This is a genomic window from Pseudomonas sp. P1.31, assembly GCF_001269815.1.
Lineage (GTDB): Bacteria > Pseudomonadota > Gammaproteobacteria > Pseudomonadales > Pseudomonadaceae > Aquipseudomonas > Aquipseudomonas rustica.
Genome location: NZ_LHVN01000017.1, coordinates 26,982 through 48,806, shown reverse-complemented (window position 1 = coordinate 48,806; position 21,825 = coordinate 26,982). Strand labels below are relative to the sequence as shown.

Annotated in this window: 19 protein-coding genes; 6 read left to right on the top strand and 13 right to left on the bottom strand. The window is 59.6% G+C overall.

Annotated features, from left to right (window positions below; translation table 11 throughout):
* Positions 1 to 108: 108 nt before the first annotated feature.
* Positions 109 to 2,379, top strand: a complete 2,271-nt coding sequence (gene katG / locus AD669_RS10525; protein WP_053119416.1) for a catalase/peroxidase HPI — start codon at positions 109 to 111, stop codon at positions 2,377 to 2,379.
* 294 nt (positions 2,380 to 2,673) lie between these two features.
* On the opposite strand, the gene pepN is transcribed toward katG, so the two are convergent.
* From pepN to AD669_RS10495, 6 genes are read right to left on the bottom strand one after another with little or no spacing between them, the layout of a single operon-like run.
* On the bottom strand, positions 2,674 to 5,331 hold the full coding sequence (gene pepN, locus AD669_RS10520; RefSeq protein ID WP_053119414.1) for an aminopeptidase N: 2,658 nt from the start codon (positions 5,329 to 5,331) through the stop codon (positions 2,674 to 2,676).
* 10 nt (positions 5,332 to 5,341) lie between these two features.
* Positions 5,342 to 6,172, bottom strand: a complete 831-nt coding sequence (locus tag AD669_RS10515) for a DUF2797 domain-containing protein (RefSeq protein WP_053119411.1) — start codon at positions 6,170 to 6,172, stop codon at positions 5,342 to 5,344.
* Positions 6,169 to 6,429 carry a YeaC family protein gene (locus tag AD669_RS10510; RefSeq protein ID WP_007919229.1) on the bottom strand — a complete coding sequence of 87 codons (261 nt, stop codon included), beginning with the start codon at positions 6,427 to 6,429 and terminating at the stop codon, positions 6,169 to 6,171. Before AD669_RS10510 ends, AD669_RS10515 begins: the two co-directional genes overlap by 4 nt.
* A gap of 33 nt (positions 6,430 to 6,462) precedes the next feature.
* A complete protein-coding gene (locus tag AD669_RS10505; RefSeq protein WP_053119409.1) occupies positions 6,463 to 7,332 on the bottom strand; it encodes a rhomboid family intramembrane serine protease in 870 nt (289 codons plus the stop codon).
* Positions 7,329 to 8,300, bottom strand: coding sequence for a metallophosphoesterase (locus AD669_RS10500; protein WP_053119407.1), 972 nt, complete (start codon positions 8,298 to 8,300; stop codon positions 7,329 to 7,331). The genes AD669_RS10505 and AD669_RS10500 overlap by 4 nt, the downstream gene beginning before the upstream one ends.
* The gene (locus AD669_RS10495; RefSeq protein WP_003224174.1) at positions 8,300 to 9,190 is read right to left on the bottom strand and encodes an NAD(+) kinase; all 891 of its coding nucleotides are present in this window, start codon (positions 9,188 to 9,190) and stop codon (positions 8,300 to 8,302) included. The genes AD669_RS10500 and AD669_RS10495 overlap by 1 nt, the downstream gene beginning before the upstream one ends.
* Positions 9,191 to 9,305: 115 nt before the next feature.
* Here AD669_RS10495 and AD669_RS10490 point away from each other — a divergent pair, with 115 nt between their 5' ends.
* On the top strand, positions 9,306 to 10,256 hold the full coding sequence (locus tag AD669_RS10490) for a DUF1853 family protein (RefSeq protein ID WP_053119405.1): 951 nt from the start codon (positions 9,306 to 9,308) through the stop codon (positions 10,254 to 10,256).
* 104 nt (positions 10,257 to 10,360) lie between these two features.
* Here AD669_RS10490 and AD669_RS10485 read toward each other — a convergent pair whose 3' ends face one another.
* Together AD669_RS10485 and AD669_RS10480 are read right to left on the bottom strand one after the other, a co-directional pair.
* Entirely contained in the window at positions 10,361 to 11,644 is a 1,284-nt protein-coding gene (locus AD669_RS10485; protein ID WP_053119403.1) for an arsenic transporter, read from the bottom strand.
* 191 nt (positions 11,645 to 11,835) lie between these two features.
* Positions 11,836 to 12,393 (bottom strand): NADPH-dependent FMN reductase, encoded by a 558-nt coding sequence (locus tag AD669_RS10480; protein WP_053119401.1) that lies wholly within the window; start codon positions 12,391 to 12,393, stop codon positions 11,836 to 11,838.
* Between the two features lie 181 nt (positions 12,394 to 12,574).
* On the opposite strand from AD669_RS10480, the gene AD669_RS10475 reads away from it, so the two are divergent.
* Both AD669_RS10475 and AD669_RS10470 read left to right on the top strand, forming a co-directional pair.
* On the top strand, positions 12,575 to 12,805 hold the full coding sequence (locus AD669_RS10475) for a hypothetical protein (RefSeq protein ID WP_053119399.1): 231 nt from the start codon (positions 12,575 to 12,577) through the stop codon (positions 12,803 to 12,805).
* An 84-nt stretch (positions 12,806 to 12,889) separates the two neighbouring features.
* A complete protein-coding gene (locus tag AD669_RS10470) occupies positions 12,890 to 13,783 on the top strand; it encodes a LysR substrate-binding domain-containing protein (protein ID WP_053119397.1) in 894 nt (297 codons plus the stop codon).
* Here AD669_RS10470 and AD669_RS10465 read toward each other — a convergent pair.
* The 5 genes from AD669_RS10465 to AD669_RS10445 form a co-directional block, all read right to left on the bottom strand.
* Positions 13,749 to 14,363 (bottom strand): GNAT family N-acetyltransferase, encoded by a 615-nt coding sequence (locus AD669_RS10465; RefSeq protein WP_053119395.1) that lies wholly within the window; start codon positions 14,361 to 14,363, stop codon positions 13,749 to 13,751. The two genes, AD669_RS10470 and AD669_RS10465, sit on opposite strands and share 35 nt — an antisense overlap.
* A gap of 14 nt (positions 14,364 to 14,377) precedes the next feature.
* Positions 14,378 to 16,633: an Orn/Lys/Arg decarboxylase N-terminal domain-containing protein gene (locus tag AD669_RS10460; RefSeq protein ID WP_053119393.1), complete on the bottom strand. Its 2,256-nt coding sequence runs from the start codon at positions 16,631 to 16,633 to the stop codon at positions 14,378 to 14,380.
* Between the two features lie 188 nt (positions 16,634 to 16,821).
* Entirely contained in the window at positions 16,822 to 17,580 is a 759-nt protein-coding gene (gene dnaQ / locus AD669_RS10455; RefSeq protein ID WP_053119391.1) for a DNA polymerase III subunit epsilon, read from the bottom strand.
* A 219-nt stretch (positions 17,581 to 17,799) separates the two neighbouring features.
* The gene (gene rnhA / locus AD669_RS10450; RefSeq protein ID WP_053119389.1) at positions 17,800 to 18,270 is read right to left on the bottom strand and encodes a ribonuclease HI; all 471 of its coding nucleotides are present in this window, start codon (positions 18,268 to 18,270) and stop codon (positions 17,800 to 17,802) included.
* Between the two features lie 90 nt (positions 18,271 to 18,360).
* Positions 18,361 to 19,119: a class I SAM-dependent methyltransferase gene (locus tag AD669_RS10445; RefSeq protein WP_053119387.1), complete on the bottom strand. Its 759-nt coding sequence runs from the start codon at positions 19,117 to 19,119 to the stop codon at positions 18,361 to 18,363.
* A gap of 66 nt (positions 19,120 to 19,185) precedes the next feature.
* Between AD669_RS10445 and gloB the strand changes: the two genes are divergently transcribed.
* Positions 19,186 to 19,953: a hydroxyacylglutathione hydrolase gene (gene gloB / locus AD669_RS10440; RefSeq protein ID WP_053119514.1), complete on the top strand. Its 768-nt coding sequence runs from the start codon at positions 19,186 to 19,188 to the stop codon at positions 19,951 to 19,953.
* Positions 19,954 to 20,052: 99 nt separating this feature from the next.
* The gene (locus AD669_RS10435; protein ID WP_053119385.1) at positions 20,053 to 21,513 is read left to right on the top strand and encodes a LysM peptidoglycan-binding domain-containing protein; all 1,461 of its coding nucleotides are present in this window, start codon (positions 20,053 to 20,055) and stop codon (positions 21,511 to 21,513) included.
* Positions 21,514 to 21,825 lie beyond the last annotated feature (312 nt).

The window sequence follows — 21,825 nt, the reverse complement described above, 5'->3', positions numbered from 1 at the left end:
ATCAGTGTCCATCAGTCGGCCTATTAGCTGACTTGCCCAGTCGGGTCTAGCCTTACTAGTCCGAAGTCGGCACGAGCCGGCCGTAGCAGACCTGATAAGGACTCGAACATGGCAAACGAATCGAAATGCCCGTTCAACCACGCCGCCGGTGGTGGTACGACGAACCGTGACTGGTGGCCGAATCAACTCAACCTGAAAATTCTGAGTCAGCACTCGCCCAAGTCCGATCCGTTGGGCAAGGACTTCGACTACGCCAGCGCCTTCAAAAGCCTCGATTTTCAAGCCCTGAAACAAGACCTCACCGCGCTGATGACCGACTCCCAGGACTGGTGGCCGGCAGACTTCGGTCATTACGGCCCGCTCTTCGTGCGCATGGCCTGGCACAGCGCCGGCACCTATCGAACCGCGGATGGCCGTGGTGGCGCTGGCTCGGGTCAACAGCGTTTTGCCCCGCTCAACAGTTGGCCGGACAACGTCAGCCTCGACAAGGCCCGCCGCTTGCTATGGCCGATCAAACAGAAATACGGCCGCAATATTTCCTGGGCGGATCTGATTGTCCTCACTGGTAACGTCGCGCTGGAATCGATGGGCTTCAAAACTTTCGGCTATTCCGGTGGCCGCGCCGATGTCTGGGAACCGGACGAGGACGTTTACTGGGGTTCGGAACACGAATGGCTCGGCGGCGACAGTCGCTATGGCAAAGACAACGCACCGATGCAGGAGCCCGGTGACGGCACACTGGTGGCAGAGCCGGATTTGCACGGTAAAGAAGAAAGCCGTACCGATCAGGGCGAACGCAATCTGGAAAACCCTCTCGCCGCCGTGCAGATGGGTTTGATCTACGTGAACCCGGAAGGCCCTGAAGGCAATCCCGATCCCGTCGCCTCCGCCCACGATATCCGCGAAACCTTCGGCCGCATGGCCATGAACGACGAAGAAACCGTGGCGTTGATCGCCGGCGGTCACGCTTTCGGTAAAACCCACGGCGCCGGGCCTGCCGACAATGTCGGGCCGGAACCGGAAGCGGCTGGATTGGAAGAACAAGGCCTCGGTTGGCGCAACGCTTTCGGCACCGGCAAAGGTGCCGACACCATCACCAGCGGCCTCGAAGTGACCTGGACGACCACGCCGACCAAGTGGAGCAACAACTATCTGGAAAACCTGTTCGGCTTCGAGTGGGAGCTGAGTAAAAGCCCCGCCGGTGCGCATCAGTGGATCCCGAAAAACGGCGCCGGTGCCGGCACGGTTCCACATGCCCATGACCCGAGCAAAAAACTTTCGCCGACCATGCTGACGTCTGACCTGGCGCTGCGTTTCGATCCGGCCTACGAGCAGATCTCCCGGCGCTTCCTCGCCAATCCTGAGCAACTGGCCGACGCCTTCGCCCGCGCCTGGTACAAACTGATCCACCGCGACATGGGCCCGCTGTCGCGCTACCTAGGTCCGGAACTGCCGAGCGAAGAACTGCTTTGGCAGGATCCGATTCCAGACGTCACGCACCCGCTGATCGACGACAGCGACGCCGCAGCACTGAAAAGCAAAATCCTGGAGTCGGGCCTATCGGTTTCGCAACTGGTCTCGACGGCTTGGGCGGCACTCTCGACGTTCCGTGGTTCGGACAAACGCGGTGGCGCCAACGGTGGCCGTCTGCGTCTGGCACCGCAAAAGTCCTGGCAGGCCAACCAGCCTGAGCAACTGGATAAAGTGCTGAGTACCCTTGAAGGGATTCAAAACCAGTTCAATGGCGGCGCAGCCGGCAAGCAAGTCTCGCTGGCGGATTTGATCGTGCTGGCAGGCAACGCGGGCATCGAACAAGCGGCGAAAAACGCTGGTCATTCGGTCAGCGTGCCGTTCCATCCGGGGCGTACCGATGCCACGCAGGAGCAAACCGACGTCGAGTCGTTTGGTTTCCTTGAGCCGATTGCCGATGGTTTCCGCAACTACAGCAAGGGCAAATACACGGTATCGGCGGAGGCGCTGTTGATCGACAAGGCGCAACTGCTGACGTTGACCGCGCCGGAAATGACCGTGTTGCTGGGTGGTTTGCGGGTGTTGAACACCAACGTTGGGCAGAGCCGTCATGGCGTCTTCACCAGCCAGACTGAAGCGCTGACCAATGACTTCTTCACCAACCTGCTGGACATGGGCGTGGAGTGGAAGCCGACATCGCGGGATGCGGATGAGTTTGAGGGGCGTGACCGCAAAAGTGGCGACGTGAAGTGGACGGCGACAAGGGTTGATCTGGTGTTTGGTTCCAATGCGCAGTTGCGGGCATTGGCTGAGGTGTATGCCAGTTCGGATGCGAAGGAGCAGTTTGTTAAGGACTTCGTCGCTGCCTGGACGAAGGTGACGAATCTGGATCGGTTTGATCTGAAGTAATTTTTCGGGAAATGAAAACGCCGCATTTTTTAATGCGGCGTTTTTTTGTGTGTATGGTTTGGGCGTTGTGGCGGTGCTGAAATCCTACCCCCTCACCCCAGCCCTCTCCCCCAAGGGGTAGAGGGGGGAAAGGGAGCTGATTGGGGGCCTTTCAGATCCTGAGTTCGGCTCTGGACTTTCAGATCCTGAGTTCGACTCAGGACTTTCAGGTCGGCGTAACTCCACCATCCAACCCGGTCAGTCCCCTCTCCCCCTGGGAGAGGGCTAGGGTGAGGGCAAGCCCCACCACAAATTTCAAGCCAGGCTTTTGCTTACAACTTCATACACATCACTCGACAACTGCCCCGACGCCCGAATCCGCTCCAGCTCGCCCTTCATCAACGCCTGGCGCGCATCGTCGTATTTGCGCCAGCGCGTCAGCGGTGCCAATTGGCGAGAAGCGATCTGCGGGTTGAAGCCGTTCAGCTCAATCACCAGATCCGCGAGGAAGCGATAACCCGAGCCATCCGCCGCATGGAAGTTGATCAGGTTCTGCCCGGCGAACGCGCCGACCAGCGCACGCACTTTGTTCGGGTTTTTGATGTTGAACGCCGGATGCTGCATCAACGCCTTCACACGCTCCAGACCGCCCGGCAAGGTGCTGCCGGCCTGCACGCTGAACCACTGATCCATAACCAGCGGGTTGTCCTTGAAGTGCTCGGCAAAACTCGCCAGCGCCAGCGCTTTCTGCTCTTCGAACGGCGAGTTGACCAACACCGCCAGCGCAGTCAGGCGCTCGGTCATGTTGTCGGCGTTTTCAAACTGCTCCAGCGCCGCCGCCAACACTTCCGGCTTGCCGCTGAGCATCAGATAAGACAGGGCAATGTTCTGCAGCGCGCGACGGGCAAAATGCTCGGCTTCGGCCACGTACGGAGTCTTCTTCGACAGGTCGCGGTTGGCCTGATAACGCAGCCACAGCGCCTCGAACAAGCCTTCGGCCAATTGCTTGCGCGCGAACTCACGGGCGATATGGATCGCATCGACGTCGGCCACTTCGCTGATTTCAGTGAGGTAAGCCTCACCCGGCAGCGAAAGCATTTCGGCGACCATTGCCTGATCCAGCGATTCGTCCGACAGCACGGTACGCAGCGCCGACACCAGACGCGGGTCGAGCTTGAGGCTTTCGCCCTTCTGCTGTTGGCCAATCAGTTCTTGCAGCACTTGCACCGACAGTTGCTGACCGGCATCCCAGCGGTTGAAACCGTCGCTGTCGTGCTGCATCAGGAACATCAGTTGATCGCGGTTGTACGGGAAGCTCAGTTTCACCGGCGCCGAGAAACCGCGCAGCAGCGATGGCAGCGGCTGTTCAGCGATGTCGACGAAGGTGAAAGTCTGTTCAGCTTCGGTCACCGAGATCACGCGAGTGGTGCCTTGCGCCGATGCTTCGCCGCTCAGACGCAGGGCAATTTCGTTACCTTTGCTGTCGAGCAGGCCGAGTTCGACCGGAATCACGAACGGCAGTTTTTCAACTTTGTCCGGGGTTTCCGGGCAGCTCTGGCGGAAGGTCAGGCTGTAGGTTTTCGCGGCGGCGTCGTACGACTCGCTCACCGCCAGACGCGGCGTGCCGGCCTGGCTGTACCAGCGCTTGAACTGAGTCAGGTCGACGCCGTTGGCATCTTCCATCGCTTTGATGAAGTCGTCGCAGGTCACGGCTTGGCCGTCATGGCGATCGAAGTACAGATCACTGCCCTTACGGAAGCCTTCGGCGCCGAGCAAGGTGTGGATCATGCCGACCACTTCCGAGCCCTTTTCGTACACGGTCAGGGTGTAGAAGTTGGAGATCTCGATGAAGCTGTCCGGACGCACGGCGTGAGCCATCGGGCCGGCATCTTCGGCAAACTGGTGGGTTCGCAGATACGCGACGTCCTGAATACGTTTGACCGTGGCCGAGTTCATGTCGGCGGAGAAGCCGGAATCGCGGAATACGGTGAAGCCTTCTTTCAGCGACAACTGGAACCAGTCGCGGCAGGTCACGCGGTTGCCCGACCAGTTGTGGAAGTATTCGTGAGCGACGATCGCTTCAACGCGCTGATGCGCAGCATCGGTCGCGGTTTCGGCGCGAGCGAGCACGGCGCTGGAGTTGAAGATGTTAAGGCCCTTGTTCTCCATCGCGCCCATGTTGAAATCGTTGACGGCGACGATCATGAAGATGTCCAGATCGTACTCGCGACCGTAGACCTCTTCGTCCCAGCGCATCGACTTCTTCAGGCTGTTCATCGCGTGCTGGCACTTGTCGATATTTTCCGGCTCGACGTAAATACGCAGCGCGACGGTGCGATCGGTCATGGTGGTGAAGGTGTCTTCAACGCACCACAAATCACCGGCCACCAGCGCGAACAGGTACGCCGGTTTCATGAACGGGTCTTCCCACGTCGCCCAGTGCCGGCCGTCTTCGCCCGGGCCCGAGGCAATCGGGTTGCCGTTGGAGAGCAGCACCGGATAGCTGTGCTGTTCGGCGACCACGGTGGTGGTGAACTTGCTCATCACGTCCGGGCGGTCGAGGTAATAAGTGATCTTGCGGAAACCCTCGGCCTCGCACTGGGTGCAGAACATCGTGCCGGACTTGTACAGGCCTTCCAGTGCGGTGTTGGTTTCCGGGTGGATCTTGACGCTGGTGTCGACCGTGAAGGTTTCGGCGGTCGGCTGCAGGGTCAGGTGGTTCTCGGACAATTGATAATCAGCGGCATCAAGCTCTTTATCGGCCAGGGTCACCGAGAGCAGTTCCAGTTGCTGGCCGTCGAGCACCAGCGGCGGCAGGCCCGGGCCACGCGCCGGGTTGCGGCGCATGACCAACTGCGCGTGCACCAGGCTGTGATCCTCGAACAACTCGAAGGTCAGGTGTGTTTCGTCGATCAGGTACTCGGGCGCCTGATAGTCCTTGAGGTAAATCATCTTCGGTTGTTCGGTGCGCATGCTGGAGTCCTTATTGATGCACGGCGAGCTGATAAGCCGTGTACTTGCGAATATTGATCACGCCGGTATCGAAGATCAGGTACTGGCCTTTGATGCCCAACAACGTGCCTTCGGCAATCGGGTTCTTGTCCAGGTTGAAGCTGACGATTTTGGCCGGGTATTGCTCGACCGGATAGCGGATTTCGAGAGGTTCTACATCGGCAATCGTCTGAATAGCTTGTAGGCCGAATCGCTCTTGCAAACCTTGCAGGCCTTCGGCGCAGCTTTCAAACAGCTGATCGCGCACCTGCGCCAGATCCACCGTTGCCGCATCGCCCTTGAGCAACGCGCGCCAATTGGTTTTGTCCGCCACCTGACTGCGAAACAGGTCTTCCACGAAGCCCGACTGCTGCCGCGTCGACACGCGCATGATCGGCAACGCCTGACACGCGCCCTGATCGATCCAGCGCGTTGGCAGTTGCGTTGCACGGGTGATGCCCACCTTGATGCCCGACGAATTGGACAAATACACAACGTGATCGGTCATGCAGAACTGCTCGCCCCACGCTGGATCGCGGCAGGTGCCGGCGTCATAGTGGCAACGCTCCGGGCTCATGATGCACAGGTCGCATTGCGCCAGTTTGGTCATGCACGGGTAGCAATAGCCCTGACTGAAACTGGTTTTGGTCTTGCGCCCGCAATGGGTGCAGTGGATCGCCCCCAGGTACTCCAGACGCACCGTGGTGCCGATCATGGGATTGACCGGCACCTCGACGTCATCCAGACGAAACGCGTATTGCACGTTCGGCCCGTCGAGGCGCGCCGACATTTTGCTGATTGCACCGCGGCCAATCTCGATCAATGGATAGCATCCGACTTGAACAGGATGTTCGGCACTTCGATCGACTTCGATGCACATTCTTGCGGGCCCATGTAACCGGTGCGCTGATCTTCAGGCAGGTTCTGGATTTCCCAGGCGATCATCGCCTGCAACGACAGCTCGCGCTGCTCGGCGGTGAGCTTGCCACCGTCCGACCATTTGCCGATTTCCACGGCCAGTTTCAGGCTCTCGTAGATGTCCGGGGTGATGTTGTTGATCATGTCGTTAAAAGAGGACATCAGGGTCTCCGTGCTCTTTATCTACAAAAAAATTCAGGCGGCCAGTTTACGGCGGTTATACAAACCACCCAACAAACCGGTGAAGCATCCGATGAGTAACCCGCCGACGTGGGCGGCGTTGGCGATTTCGCCGAAACCGATGACCGAGATCACCCCGGACATGCACACCAGCAACCACACCAGCATCATCACCAACACGCCGCGCGGCAGGCGATAAGCCGGGTTCGGCGCCAGCAGCTGGAAGATCCAGCAATGCCCGAGCAAACCGTACAGCACGCCAGAGAGGCCGCCGAACAGCGTCGGGCCGCTCCAGATGTATTGCGCATAGTTAGAGACCAGGCTGAACAGCAGCGTCAGGCCGATCAGGTTGATGCTGCCCTGCCGCGACTCGATGCGCCGGCCCAGCTCCCAGTACCACATGCCGTTCATGGCCAGGTGCAGGATGCCGAAGTGGATCAGCATCGGCGTGACCAGACGCCACCACTGCCCCGCTGCCAGACTGTCGGCCAACGGCGTGAAATGGATGTATTCGCCGACCACCTGGAAGTCGAGGAAGGTCAGCCAGCGCAGGGTTTGCAGGTTTTCACCGAGGTAAGTCAGGCCGCCGACGATCAGGCACAGCAGCAGAATGAAGCCGGTGGCCTTGGCGTATTTCAGTTGTTCGGCGAAGCTTGGGCGTTTGACGGTCGGCGCGACGGGAATGTCCAGTTGCTGATCGGGATCGCCGGCCGGGAAGCGTTCGTACAGCGAGCGCACGTCTTCGCTGATTTCCGACGGCGCCCACAACACTTGCTCGCCCGCCTCTTCACTGACGCGATGCGGCACTTGCATGCGTTGCAGCAGTTTGACGAAACCGCTCAGATCCACGCCTAAAGGCAGACGTAATACCGCTACCGAACTCATTGCAGCACCTCCGGCCGCTCAACATCGACCCAGACAAATTTATTTGGATCGAGGAAGGTTTCCTGATCCAGGCGATAAGCAACGAGTTTGCCGTAGAGCACGGCGCTGTAATCAAGACACGCGAGGTTCGGCCGGATCGGCGCCGGTTTGCCGCTGCGCCAGTAGTGGCCGACGAACAGCAACGGCTCGTCGACGCCGTAGCGCAGCAGGGAATTCTTTTCAGTGGAGGTCAGCGGCGTTTGCGCCACCGGTTCCGGCAAGGCATCGGGCTGGAAGACGATGTCGCCGTAGGTTTTCGGGTCGTCTTCCCAGAACTTGGTGCGGAAGAACGAACGCACCAGACCGTCGCCGCTGGTCATGGTCAAACCATCGGGCAGGCGCATGTCGGTGCCACGCAGCAAACGGTCGAACACGGTGCAGGCGAAGCTATCCGGTACGGCCGAGGCCTGGAGGAAATGCTCGTCGATGCAGCCATTAGGGAACAGCGCGCGCAGCGGTTCGATCAGGCCGGCATCCCAACAGGCATGCACGACGCGGAAACGTCCGGCGTCGACAAACAGCGGCAGCTCATAGAACCAACGCTGGAAATCGTGCCAGTCGCCGGGATGGCCTTCGAACTGCGTCAGGGTTTCGTGGAGAAGGCGCGCATGGCGCTTGGTGTGCTCGCGGACGAACTGCTTTCCGCTGCCCGGTGGCGCCGGGGTGCTCCAGCCGAGTGCGTTGAATTCGTGGTTACCCATGATGCACAAGGCCTGCCCGGCCTCGACCATGTCGTGGACGATGTGCAGCGCCTCGCGAATGCGCGGGCCACGGTCGATGATGTCGCCAACGAACACGGCCATGCGCGATGGATGCCGCCAGACCCCGCCTTGCTTGTGATAACCGAGTCGGTCAAGCAAGTGTTCGAGGGTCAGGGCGCATCCGTGCACGTCACCAATCAGGTCATAACTGCGCGCGGGATCGAGCATCAGTCGCCTCCACCACCCAACTTGCTGCCCCAGCCGAGCTTGGTGCGGCAGACTTCATAGTAGTTGTGGTCGAGCGGATGAATCAGGCGCAGCTTCTGTGCTTTCTTGCTGACGGTGATGGTGTCGCCCGGCGCGCAGGTGAAGTGGTTCTGCCCGTCGCAGGAGACTTGCGGGTAAATCTGCATGTTTTTCGACACGACGATTTTCAGCTCACTGTTGCCATCGACCACAATTGGCCGGCTCGACAACATATGGGGGTACATCGGCACGATCACAATGGCATCGAGCTTGGGATGCATGATCGGGCCACCGGCGGACAGCGCGTAAGCCGTGGAACCGGTCGGCGTCGCGACGATCAGGCCGTCAGCCTTCTGGCTGCAAACGAACTGGCCGTCGATGTACAGCTCGAACTCGATCATCCGCGTCGATTTGCCGGGGTGCAGCACCACGTCGTTGAGCGCGTCGCCCTGGCCAATGGCCTCGGCGTGACGGCGCACTTCGGCTTGCAGCAGGAAGCGGTTTTCCACCAGATAGTGGCCGTCGAGCACTTTGGCGACTTCGACTTCCAGTTCATCCGGGCGAATATCGGTAAGGAAGCCGAGGCTGCCACGGTTGATGCCCAGCACCGGAATATTGTGTTTGGCCAGCGCACGCGCGGCGCCGAGCAGGCTGCCGTCACCGCCGACGACGATGACCATGTCGCAGACTTCGCCGAGCATCTTGCGCGACGAGGTTTGCAGGCCGTGGCCCGGCAGCACTTCAGCGATGGTGTCTTCGAGGATCACATGCAGGTGACGATCGAGCAGAAACCGTTTCAGTCGGCGGACGGTATCCAGCACCTGGGAACTGCCCAGGCGACCGATGATGCCGATATTACGAAATTGCTCCATGGGACCTCTGCGGACAATCGAAAACGCGAAAAACAGGATTATGGGCGAAAGCGCCAGATAGACAAAATCCTTTCAGCCTCAAGGGCGCGCTCGTGTTTACGGCTATGCTCGCAAGATGATCCTATTTCCCGACCTGCTCCAGTTGCCTCACCAATTGCGCCATCCGGAAGTGCGGGATCTGGCGTGGGTGATCCTCGCCCCGCCGATGCTCGCCACCACGCCGTGGCCGCAACGTCACCCGCTGGCCGGCAGCCACTGGGTGGATGACCCGCATCGCCTCGAACATTGGCTGCGCCAACTCGACCGCGACAGCTACGGTTTGCTGCATTGGTTATCGCAGGCGCGCACGCGGCGTCTGGGCCTGTATTACGAACGGCTGTGGCAATTTGCCGTGGCGCAGGCGCCGGGGATCGAGCTGATTGCCGCCAACCTGCCGATCCGCCGCGAAGGTCATACGCTTGGCGAACTGGACATGCTGCTGCGTGACCGTGATGGCGTGCATCACTTGGAGCTGGCGATCAAGCTTTACCTCGGCCCGCAACAGGGCGATGGGCGTGATTCCGCGCAATGGTTGGGGCCGGGTTGTCATGATCGGCTGGATCGCAAACTGGCGCATCTGGCCGGTCATCAACTGCCGATTTCCGCACGACCGGAAAGCCGCGAGGCCTTGGCGGCGCTGGATATCGAGTCGTTCAGCGCGCAGCTGTGGCTGGGCGGCTATCTGCTGTATCCGTGGCCCGGCCAGGCTGAGTCGCCAAGCGGCGCGCACCCGCAGCATCTGCGCGGCAGTTGGTTGCATCAAAAGGATTGGCCAGCGTTCGTCGCGCAACGCCCTGCCGGTCGCTGGCAGCCCCTGCCCCGTCACGCGTGGCTGGCGCCGGCGCATTACCCGGCGGATCAAACCTGGAGCGAAGTGCATTTGCAGGCGTGGCTGGAGGAACTGGAACCGATGGCGCCGGCGCAATTGCTGGTGCGCCTGACCGAGAATGCGCGGGGCGATTGGGAAGAGGCGGAGCGGTTGTTTCTGGTGTCGGATCTTTGGCCGAATGTACCGGGGCAGGCCTAAGATTTTTGGTGTTTGAAATGGGCTCTTCGCGAGCAAGCCCGCTCCCACATTTGGAATGCATTCCCCTGTGGGAGCGGGCTTGCTCGCGAAGAGGCCAACACGGTCTAAATAGATAAACGCACAGCCAAAGCCGCCAACGTCACCAACAACACCGGCACCGTCAACACAATCCCGACCTTGAAGTAATACCCCCAACCAATGTGAATCCCCTTGCGCTCCAGCACATGCAGCCACAGCAACGTCGCTAGACTGCCAATCGGCGTGATCTTCGGCCCCAAGTCGCTGCCGATCACGTTGGCGTAAATCATCGCTTCCTTGATCACCCCACTCGCCTGACTCGCATCGATCGACAGCAAACCAATCAACACCGTCGGCAAATTATTCATGATCGACGACAACAGTGCCGTCAGCACACCGGTGCCCAGCGCCGCGCCCCACACGCCGTGGTCAGCAAACACATCCAGCCAACCGGCCAGATAGCTTGTCAGCCCGGCATTACGCAGGCCGTAGACCACCAGATACATGCCCAGCGAGAAAATCACGATCTGCCACGGCGCCTCTTTCATCACCTTGCGCGTAGAGATCTTGTGGCCGCGCGCGGCGATGCCCAGCAGCAGTGCGGCGCAGACAGCGGAAATCGCGCTGATCGGAATGCCCAACGGCTCAAGGGCGAAACAGCCGATCAACAGAATCGCCAACACCGCCCAACCGGCATAGAACGTGGCTTTGTCGTGGATCGCGGTTTCAGGACGCTCAAGTTGATCGGGGTCGTAGGCCTTGGGAATGTCACGGCGGAAGAACCACAGCAACATGCCCAACGTCGCCGCGACGCTGACGAAGTTGACCGGCACCATCACCGCCGCGTAGCGGTTGAAGCCGATGTGGAAGAAGTCTGCCGAGACGATGTTGACCAGGTTCGACACCACCAGCGGCAGGCTTGCGGTGTCGGCGATAAAGCCTGCGCCCATGACGAAGGCCAGGGTCGCAGCCGGGGAAAAGCGCAGCGCCAGCAGCATGGAAATCACGATTGGCGTGAGGATCAGCGCCGCGCCGTCATTGGCGAACAGCGCCGACACCAGCGCACCGAGTAGCACCATAAAGGCAAACAGCTTGCGCCCACTGCCCCGCCCCCAACGCGCCACGTGCAACGCAGCCCAATTGAAGAAACCGGCCTCGTCGAGCAGCAGACTGATGATGATCAGCGCAACAAAGGTGCCGGTGGCGTTCCAGATGATCTGCCAGACCAGCGGGATATCGCTCAGATGCACGACGCCAAATATCAACGCCAGCACGGCACCGAGCGTCGCACTCCAGCCGACGCCGAGGCCTTTGGGTTGCCAGATGACAAGGGTAATGGTCAGCAGGAAAATCAGTGACGCAGCAAGCATCCGCAACAGCCTTGTTCGATAGAGGATTTTGGAAGACGACAGGATACCTGTGGTGAGGGGATTTATCCCCGACCGGCTGCGCAGCAGCCGCAAAACCTGCGAACTCGGTTTGACTGAAAAACGCAGGGGGTCGCTTCGCAACCCATCGGGGATAAATCCCCTCACCACAAAGAGTTCACCAAGGTGCTGGATTATTTTTTGTGTTGCTCAACGAACTGTCCGTAAGCATTGATAAAGCTTTGCAGGAAAGGTTTCACCGATTCACTCAACTTCCCCGCTTCATCAAACGCTGTCCCCGCACCGCCCAGATAAGCCTCTGGTTGCTGCATGCAGGGCACATTGAGAAACACAAACGACTGGCGCAGGTGCTGGTTCGCGCCGAAACCGCCAATGGCCCCCGGCGAAACGCTGATCACCGCGCCCGGCTTGCCACTCCAGACTGCCTTGCCATAAGGCCGCGAGCCAACATCGATCGCATTCTTCAACGGTGCCGGCACCGAGCGGTTGTACTCCGGTGTAACAAACAGCACCGCGTCGGAAGAACCGACTTTTTGCCGGAAAGTACTGTAGGCTGCCGGCGGTGAATCGCCATCAATGTCTTCGTTATACAGTGGCAGATCGCCAATCTCGACAATGCTCAGTTTCAGGTTCGCCGGTGCCAGTTCCGCCAGCGCCAGGGCGACTTTGCGGTTGATCGATGCTTTGCGCAGGCTACCGACTATGACGGCGACGTTATAGACATTGCTCATGGAAGACTCTCGATGTCCGTGGGGGAGCCTGTAGTTATAGATGATCCCGTGACGATTCCACCAGCAGACGAGGGAAAAATCCCGGCTGCTGAATATTTTTTTCGTGCAGGAAAACTTACAGCGCTGGATGGCGGTCTTAAAACCGCAAATCTAGCGTTTTATCTCCAGAGGTTCTAAACAGATGGCAGCAGTACTCGTCGGTCAGTTCCATGCAAGAGATGCGGAAGGCCGCGTTTATTCCGTGCATGAATTCCAGGAATCCAACCCGTCGGCAGACGGTCTCACTGGCTCGGAGCCGATTTACAAACTGGCCATCGGCGATCGCATCAAGAAGATCGACGACCAGACGTTCGAACTGGTTCAGTCGGGTATCACCCTGACCCGCGAGCCTGAGCCAACCGTCGCTTCATAACTCGTCGTTATGAGCAGAAGTCATATGCGCAGAGTTGGGTTAGGATCAGTCACTGACCCCACCTGCTGAACATGGACTTCACGCATGCGTTTACGCCATATCGAAGTGATTCAGGCGCTCTTGCAGACCGGTCACCTGGGCACCGCCGCCGAATGGCTGCAGTTGCCAGTGACCGAGGTCGAAGAGCGTTTGCGCGAAGCCGAGAGTCAGTTGGGGTTCATGCTGTTCGCCAGCGTTCGCGGGCGCTTGCAATCAACGCCGGAAGCGCGGGCGCTGCAAGTCGAAATCGCCCACGTCTATGCAGCGCTCGAGCCGGTTCAGCGTCTGGCCAGTAGCCTCAAACAGTACCTCGCCCCTCCCTTGCGCATCATCGGCACCCCGCCGCTCTCCCAACATCTATTACCGCAAAGTCTTGCCGCCCTGCGCCGACGCCTGCCCGATGCACCGTGCAGCCTGCTCAGTGCACCGACCCGCGACATCGTCCGCAGCCTGTTGCTGCGCGAAAGTGATCTGGGCCTGAGCCTGCACGATCCCGAACATTCCGACATTGATTGCCAGCCACTGGCCCACGGCAAACTGCAACTGCTCGCGCCCCACGGTTGGCTGCAGCCGAAGCAGAAATACATTTCTCTACAGGATTTGGCCGGTCAGGCGATGGTCGGCCTCGACGGTCAGGATCCGCTGAGCCCGGCACTGGAAAACAAACTCGAGGCCTTGCGCCCGGCGCCGAGCATCCAGACTCGCGTGCAAACCCATCAGATGATGCGCAGCATGGTCGAGGCCGGCGAAGGCCTGGCCATCGTCGACCCGTTCACCGCCCTCGGTGCGCGCGCCGGCGGCCTCGATGTCTGCCCACTGTCGCCGGCGGTTCCGATCAGCCTCTACGCGCTGACCTTCAAACACTGCGCGCCGTCAGCGGCAATTCAGACCTTGCTGACAATCGTCACGGAACAAGCCGAGGCGATGCTGTCGAGCTGAGCGGGTTTTCCAGCGGATTATCAAACAGTCGATACCAGAACAGCGCCACTTCGGCGGTGTTCGGATCAATGCCGCGATAGCGCAGCTCGTCGACACCGCCAATCACATAGCCGCAACGCTCATACAACCGGCAAGCACCGAGGTTGTTGTTTTGCGTTTCAAGCATGATCCCCGGCAGCTTCTTTTTGCGACTCCAGAATTGCGCGACATCCAGCAACGCTTTGGCCACGCCATGCCGCCGGGCCGGCGCGTGCACCGCCAATTCATCGATATGGGCGAAGCCGTTCCAGTTGGTGCTGATGACCAAATGGCCCACCGCCTCGTCATCCAGATACGCCATGAAAATCGCACTGTCCGGCGCATCGCGGAAACTGCTGAATTCTTCCGGGTCGATGCCATAGCACTTGCGGTACGGCACGATGGGCGTCACCCGCCACTGCTCGACAGGCTGACCAATCACCGCCGCGCCATACGCCGCCACCTCAAAACTGAAGTCGCTACCCCAGATATAGGGCGCAAAACCTTCGTCGGCGACACGCACCGACAGGCCTGGGTATTTTGGATTCACGGCCGGTTGCATACTGGGAAAAGTCCTCATTCCTTCACACAATCGACGGTGTATAGCCGCCCATTGCCCTCGTCTTCGTGCTGCAATCCATGCACATCCGCGACAAAACCGGGGAAGCTGCTATCGAACGTGCGAGCAAATTTAAGGTAATCGATGATCGAACGGGTCGATTCGGTAAAGCGTTCGCCGGGCATGATAAGCGGAATTCCCGGGGGATACGGCACCAGCATCACGGCGGCAATCCTTCCTTCCAATTCATCGATCGGCACCGCCTCGACTTCGCCGCGCACCAGATGATCGTAGGCGTGAGCCGGTTTCATGGCGATTTCGGGGAGCACGGTGTACATGCGTTTCAGGTGTTTGGCCGTGGCGTTGCTGCGGTAGCAGGCGTGCAGTTGATCACAGAGGTCGCGCAGGCCCATGCCGCGATAGCGTACCGGGTCTTCCTGCGCGACGCAGGGTAGACAAGTCTCCAGACGCACGTTGGCGTCGTAACTGCGCTTGAACTCCAGCAGTTCGGTGAGCAGCGTGCTCCATTTACCTTTGGTGATGCCCATGGAGAACAACACCAGAAACGAATACAGGCCGGTTTTTTCGACGACCAATCCGCGCTCCCAGAGGAATTTGCTGACTACCGCCGCCGGAATGCCTTTCTCGCTTAACGCACCGCCCGCATTGAGGCCCGGCATCACCAGGGTCACTTTGATAGGGTCAAGCAACACATAATCGTCGCTGACATCGCCGAAACCGTGCCAGTCGGCATCGGGTTTCAGCAACCAGTCTTCGGTCTGCACGCGGTCAATACCTTCGACGCCGGGCGGCTGCCAGATCGAAAACCACCAGTCATCCGCAGCAATGTGCTGACGCAGATTCGCCAGCGCACGACGGAAGCTCAGCGCCTCATCGAAGGTTTCCTGCAACAACGAACGTCCGGCCGGGCCTTCCATCATCGCCGACGCCACGTCCAGCGAAGCGATGATGCTGTACTGCGGCGAGGTCGAGATGTGCATCATGAACGCTTCGTTGAAACGGTCACGATCCAGCTGCCGCGCACCGCCGTCCTGCACATGAATCATCGAGGCCTGACTGAATGCCGCGAGCAGTTTGTGCGTGGAATGGGTGGTGAACACCAGCGGACTGTCGTCGCTGCGTGAGGTGGCCATACCGTAACGTCCGGCAAAGAATTCGTGGAACGCCGCGTAGGCATACCAGGCCTCGTCGAAATGCAGGACTTCGACGCTGTTACCGAGTTTTTGCTTGATCAGTTCGGCGTTGTAGCAGAGGCCGTCGTAGGTCGAGTTGGTGACCACCGCCAGTTTGACTTTTGGCGCGCGACCCTTGGTCAGCGGGCTCGCATCGATCTTGGCTTGAATCGATTCACGGCTGAATTCGCTCAACGGGATCGGGCCGATGATCCCCAGTTCATTGCGCTCCGGGCACAGGTACAACGGGATCGCGCCGGTCATGATGATCGCGTGCAGCACCGACTTGTGGCAGTTGCGGTCGACCAGCACCAGATCATCGCGAGCGACCATCGAGTGCCAGACAATCTTGTTGGCGGTCGAGGTGCCATTGATCACGAAAAAGGTGTGATCGGCGCCGAAATTGCGCGCCGCACGCGCCTCGGCTTCAGCGAGCGGGCCGGTGTGATCGAGCAGCGAGCCGAGTTCCGGCACCGATACGGACAAATCCGAACGCAGTGTGTTCTCCCCAAAAAACTGGTGAAACGCCTGCCCCACCGGACTCTTGTGATACGCCACTCCCCCGCCATGGCCGGGGGTATGCCACGAATAATTGGAATCCGCGGTGTGCTGCACCAATGCTTTGAAAAACGGCGGCAGCAAACCATCCAGATACTTGCGCGCCGCCCGCGCCACTTGCCGGGCGAGAAACGGCACGGTGTCTTCGAACAAATAGAGAATGCCGCGCAGTTGATTGAGCTCGGCCATGGCATCGGCCGGGGCGTTTTCCAGGGTGACTTGCTCGCCCAAGGCAAAGATCGGCAGATCCGGGGCGCGCACCCGCGCGAGGCCAATGAGTTCAGCCATGTTCTGCAACAGATGCGAGTTGGTTGAGGCATCCTCGGCGGCAATCAGCATGCACGCGAGGCCATGATGGGTCGACGCGACCAGACGCCCTTCCGTGTAGTCGGTGGCAGAGACGATGCTGAAACCTTCCTGCTCCAGTTCCCGGGCGATGCCACGGATGCGGTCACCGGCGACCGTGTCGGCCTTGATGTCGCGATGGACGATCAACACCGGAAACTTCAAATCTTTGTACATGGGGCTCAGTGTCCTGAGGCGGCAGAAATGAATCTGCCAATGCACTCAGGGTAGAGGGTTGCAGCGAATGTGGCGAGGGTGGCCAGTTGGCTTCATGTCCACAAATTAAAAGATCGCAGCCTTCGGCAGCTCCTACATTGGAATGCAATCCCCTGTAGGAGCTGCCGCAGGCTGCGATCTTTTGATCTTCAGGCTTGGGCGTCGGCTTCGGCGATCTGCGTCCATAACGCTGGGCCACCGGCAGACTTGGCGATAATCTCCAACCGCACCAGATGCGCCGCCAATTCATCTTCAGTCGCGCGAATAATCCGCGCAGGCTGGCGATCTACCGGCAACCGACGAATCTCGGTGGCAGAGTTGTCCGCGCCCTCGCCCGATCCGTTACCGTCAGAAGCATTGCCCGCCAGCGACAGACTGGTCTGGCCGCCGGTCATGGTCAGGTAGACGTCGGCAAGAATCTCCGAGTCGAGCAACGCGCCGTGCAGTTCACGACCGGAGTTGTCGACGCCGTAACGTTTGCACAAGGCGTCGAGGCTGTTGCGCTGTCCCGGGTGACGTTCCCGGGCCATCATCAGGGTGTCGAGGATCGAGCAGTGCTGCGTGATGTCAGCGCGATCCTTCGCGCCCATCAAGGCGAATTCGTTGTTGATGAAGCCAACGTCGAACGCCGCGTTATGAATGATCAGCTGCGCGCCTTTGATGAACTCGAAGAACTCGTCGGCGACCTCATTGAAACGCGGCTTGCCGACGAGGAATTCGTTGGTGATGCCGTGAACGCCAATCGCGCCTTCGTCACTCTCGCGATCCGGTTGCAGATAGACGTGGAAATGCCGGCCCGTCAGGCGCCGACCGATCAGTTCGACACAACCGATTTCGATAATCCGGTGACCATCGGTCACCGGCATGCCGGTGGTTTCGGTATCGAGTACAACGGATCTGGTGGCCATCAGTGCTCAGCTCTCAACGGGTCAATCGTGCAAAAACGCGGATGTTAACACGCTCGGCGGGGTGTTTCAGGCAGACCGTGGCGTCCCATTCGCGAGCAGGCTCGCTCCCACATTGGAATGCATTCCAATTCAAGGAAGGTACAGATCAGATCTGGAATGCATTTTCCTGTGGGAGCGGGCTTGCTCGCGAATGGCAACACCACGGTACAACGGAAGAAATCAGCTCTGCTTGTACCCGCGAACCTCGTCCACACCACGGTTCGCCAACTGGTCAGCCCGCTCGTTGCCATGATGGCCGATGTGCCCACGCACCCACTTCCATTTGACGGTGTGGCGGTTGACCTGCTCGTCGAGCTCTTTCCACAAATCAGCGTTTTTCACCGGTTCTTTCGCCGCCGTTTTCCAGCCGCGCTTCTTCCAGTTGGCCATCCACTCGTTGATGCCCTTCATCACGTATTGCGAGTCGGTCACCAGCAGCACTTCGCACGGACGCTTCAAGGCTTCGAGGCCACGAATGGCGCCGAGCAATTCCATGCGGTTGTTGGTGGTGTTGGCTTCGCCGCCCCACAGTTCCTTTTCAACGCCCTTGCACACCAGCAAGGCGCCCCAGCCGCCCGGGCCGGGATTGCCTTTGCAGGCGCCGTCAGTAAACAGCTCTACGGTATCGACGCTTTCAACGCTTTCGCTCATGCCACTCTATCCAGAAAAATACGTGCCTTGCCGTTCACGGATCGACAATGACCAAGGCCGGGACAAACCCGGCCACAATTAAAAGAAGGTTTACGGTTCGATGCGGCGGCGGTTGACCTTGGCCATCGGCAGCGGAATCAGCTTGCCCATCGGTTCACGACGTTCCTGCCGCAACGGCCGCAGGCCCACCACGATCTTGCGCGCGACCAATAAATAGAAGCCGCCACCCGACAATTGCCAGTCACCGGCCTTGCGTTCCCAGCCGGCCAGACGGCCCTGCCACTTGGCTGACGCGAGCGGCGGACGATAGCACCCGAAGCGGCGTTTCTCCAGCGCGAAGCCCAGCAGGTTGAGCCAGTCGGCGACCCGCGATGGCGAGATGCAGCGCGCCTGACGCAAGGCGTCGTGGGCGAAAACATGACGCAGGCCCCACGTGCTCCACGGGTTGATGCCGATGATCAGCAAATGGCCACCGGGGCGCACGCTGCTCGCTGCTTCGCGCAGCAAACCGTGGGGTGACAGGCAGAAATCCAGACCGTGCTGCATCACCACCACATCGGCGGCATGCTCGCTCAATGGCCAGGCTTGTTCCTCGCAGACAATCTCGACCCCCGGCAGCGGCGCGCCAAGGCGCACGTTGCGCTGCACTTGCGGCGCCGACGGTGGCGTTTCAGCGGACGGGCCGTAATGCACCAGATAACCGCCAAAGAACCGGCCGAGCTCGTCTTCGAGCATGCGCCGCTCTTCATCGAGCAAAAATTGCCCGAGCGGGCCGGACAGCCATTCACGGGCGGCACCGATCAGTGCCAGCCAGTCAGGATCAGCCTGTGCGAACGCTTTATCACTCATCGCATTCTCCAAAGCGCCAGGAACTACTAAGATGCGCCAATGTTTCCCGCTTGGCGAATTCCGACGATGATACAGATCAGTGCCCTGCCCGCGTTCACCGATAACTACATCTGGTTGTTACAAGATCACCGCAGCCAACGTTGCGCCGTGGTCGACCCGGGTGATGCCGCGCCCGTCGAGGCGTGGCTTGATGCACATCCGGACTGGGTCTTGAGCGATATTTTGATCACTCACCATCACCATGACCATGTTGGCGGCGTCGAACGCCTGAAACACATCAGCGGCGCCACTGTTTATGGCCCGGCCAGCGAAAATATCCCGGCGCGCGACGTGGCGCTGAACGACAACGACTCCGCCAGCGTGCTCGGCTGGGAGTTTGATGTCTATGCGGTGCCCGGTCACACCTTGGGACACATTGCTTATTATCACCACGGTCTGCTGTTCTGCGGCGACACTCTGTTTGCCGCGGGTTGCGGTCGCCTGTTCGAGGGTACGCCCGATCAGATGCACCACTCGCTCAGCCGTCTCGCCGCACTGCCCGAAGACACCCTCGTCTATTGCACCCACGAATACACCCTGAGCAATCTCAAATTCGCCGCAGCGGTCGAACCGACCAATGCCGATATTGCCGCCCGTCTGGAAAAAGTTACCCAACAACGGCAAAACGGCGTGATGACCCTGCCGTCAACTTTGGCACTGGAAAAGCTCACAAATCCGTTTTTACGCACCGGTGAAACATTAGTTAAACAAAAAGTGGACGAACGGGCAGGCGCTCAAAACCGGGAGCCGAGTGAGGTTTTTGCGGCTCTGCGGGCTTGGAAAGATAAGTTCTAAGCACTGGTCTGCTTGGTACAAAAATTCTCAATGGTTGACCGCAGGGGGTGCGCTTTCTAGAATCGCCCGACATTTTTGCCCGGAACTTACTTCCAGCCAATGTCGTCATCCATACGTAAGTCCGTCAATTCAGACGCATTGACCCGCTTGGCGCAAGCCATCGCGGTGGCTGTGTCCGCCACGCTGGCGGGCTGTTCCAGCCATGCTCCGCAGACTGAAGCGACCCATACGCCGAACATTGCTGCGCGAGCCAAGCAGAAGCCGATCTGGCTCAGCGAAAAGCCCACTCCACAGATTCCTCAGGACGTCTGGGAGCGCATGCGCGAGGGCTTCCAGTTGCAGGAAGGCCTGGGTGTGAACCCGCGCATCGAGCAACAGCGCCTGTGGTTCGCCAGCAATCCTTCATTCCTTGAGAACGCCGGCGATCGCGGCAGTCTCTACATTCATTACATTGTCGAACGCCTCGAAGAACGCAACATGCCGCTGGAACTGGCGCTGCTGCCAGTGATTGAAAGTGCCTACAACCCGATGGCCTATTCCCGCGCTGACGCGGTTGGCTTGTGGCAATTCATTCCTTCCACCGGGCGTTACTTCAACCTGCGCCAGACCCGCTTCTACGATGGTCGTCGCGACATCACCGCCTCGACCACCGCCGCACTCGATTACCTGACCCGTCTGCACGACATGTTCAACGGTGACTGGTTGCTGGCGCTCGCCGCGTATAACGCCGGTGAAGGCACGGTCAGCCGCGCCATCGAACGTAACGAGAAACTCGGTTTGCCAACCGACTACTGGAACCTGCCGCTGCCGTCGGAAACCCAGGCCTACGTGCCGAAGTTGCTGGCGCTGTCGCAAGTGGTGCAGTCGCCGGAAGCGTACGGGGTCAACCTCAACCCGATCGCCAACGAACCGTACTTCCAGGTCGTCGAAATCAATCAGCGCATGGACCTGTCCAAAGTCGCTGAAGTGGCCAACATCGACGAAGACGAACTGTTCCAGCTCAACCCTGCCTACAAACAGCGCATCACCGTCGACGGCCCTCAGCATTTGCTGGTGCCAACGTCCAAGGCGCAATTGCTGACCACCAGCCTGCAGACCATGTCGCCGGACGAGTTGATTAGCAAACGCTCCTTGAAACCGGTGTTTGAAGGCGCTGATCCGACGGAAGTGGCGAAGCTGAAACGCGCCTACCGCGTCAAGCGTGGTGACAACCTCGGCTCCATCGCCAAGGCCAACAAGGTTGAAGTGAAGGATCTGCAACGCTGGAACAAGCTGACCGGCAAAAACCTCAAGGTTGGTCAGACTCTGGTGATGCGCGACACGAGCAAACCAAGCAAGAGCCGCAGCTCGGGCCGGGTCAACACGGTGATTGCGGCCAACAGCAAGAGCAAAAAAGGCGATAGCAAGCAGCAGACTCAGTACAAGGTTAAGCGCGGCGACACGTTGTACGTGGTGGCCAAGCGTTTCAATGTTGAGATGCAGCATCTCAAGCGCTGGAATCCGGGTGCGAGCAAGGCTTTGAAGCCGGGGCAGATGCTTACGGTTTATCAGCCGCACTGACAGAAGAGCCCCTGAGATTTCGGGGGCTTTTTTTTGGTTCGGGTTTTTTGGTGTTCTTGAGATCTATCCCCCTCACCCCAGCCCTCTCCCCCAAGGGGTAGAGGGGAAAGGGAGCCGATTGGGGGCTATTCAGAATTTGAGTTCGGCTCGGTATCGCAAGTCGGCGTACCTCCCGCAAACACCTCGGTCAGTCCCCTCTCCCTCCGGGAGAGGGCTAGGGTGAGGGGCTGTCAGGCAAGCGGATTAACCCCCCATTAACCCGCGATCTTTTTCCTGTCCAGACAAGCTGTTACTGTACGGCCCACAAAGCCC

Bases quoted from the DNA above. Each gene is read 5' to 3' on its own strand.
- katG (WP_053119416.1), top strand. From the start codon at position 109: ATGGCAAACGAATCGAAATGCCCGTTCAACCACGCCGCCGGTGGTGGT.
- pepN (WP_053119414.1), bottom strand. From the start codon at position 5,331: ATGCGCACCGAACAACCGAAGATGATTTACCTCAAGGACTATCAGGCG.
- AD669_RS10510 (WP_007919229.1), bottom strand. From the start codon at position 6,429: ATGTCCTCTTTTAACGACATGATCAACAACATCACCCCGGACATCTAC.
- AD669_RS10505 (WP_053119409.1), bottom strand. From the start codon at position 7,332: ATGAGTTCGGTAGCGGTATTACGTCTGCCTTTAGGCGTGGATCTGAGC.
- AD669_RS10500 (WP_053119407.1), bottom strand. From the start codon at position 8,300: ATGCTCGATCCCGCGCGCAGTTATGACCTGATTGGTGACGTGCACGGA.
- AD669_RS10495 (WP_003224174.1), bottom strand. From the start codon at position 9,190: ATGGAGCAATTTCGTAATATCGGCATCATCGGTCGCCTGGGCAGTTCC.
- AD669_RS10490 (WP_053119405.1), top strand. From the start codon at position 9,306: ATGATCCTATTTCCCGACCTGCTCCAGTTGCCTCACCAATTGCGCCAT.
- AD669_RS10485 (WP_053119403.1), bottom strand. From the start codon at position 11,644: ATGCTTGCTGCGTCACTGATTTTCCTGCTGACCATTACCCTTGTCATC.
- AD669_RS10480 (WP_053119401.1), bottom strand. From the start codon at position 12,393: ATGAGCAATGTCTATAACGTCGCCGTCATAGTCGGTAGCCTGCGCAAA.
- AD669_RS10475 (WP_053119399.1), top strand. From the start codon at position 12,575: ATGGCAGCAGTACTCGTCGGTCAGTTCCATGCAAGAGATGCGGAAGGC.
- AD669_RS10470 (WP_053119397.1), top strand. From the start codon at position 12,890: ATGCGTTTACGCCATATCGAAGTGATTCAGGCGCTCTTGCAGACCGGT.
- AD669_RS10465 (WP_053119395.1), bottom strand. From the start codon at position 14,363: ATGCAACCGGCCGTGAATCCAAAATACCCAGGCCTGTCGGTGCGTGTC.
- AD669_RS10460 (WP_053119393.1), bottom strand. From the start codon at position 16,633: ATGTACAAAGATTTGAAGTTTCCGGTGTTGATCGTCCATCGCGACATC.
- dnaQ (WP_053119391.1), bottom strand. From the start codon at position 17,580: ATGGCCACCAGATCCGTTGTACTCGATACCGAAACCACCGGCATGCCG.
- rnhA (WP_053119389.1), bottom strand. From the start codon at position 18,270: ATGAGCGAAAGCGTTGAAAGCGTCGATACCGTAGAGCTGTTTACTGAC.
- AD669_RS10445 (WP_053119387.1), bottom strand. From the start codon at position 19,119: ATGAGTGATAAAGCGTTCGCACAGGCTGATCCTGACTGGCTGGCACTG.
- gloB (WP_053119514.1), top strand. From the start codon at position 19,186: ATGATACAGATCAGTGCCCTGCCCGCGTTCACCGATAACTACATCTGG.
- AD669_RS10435 (WP_053119385.1), top strand. From the start codon at position 20,053: ATGTCGTCATCCATACGTAAGTCCGTCAATTCAGACGCATTGACCCGC.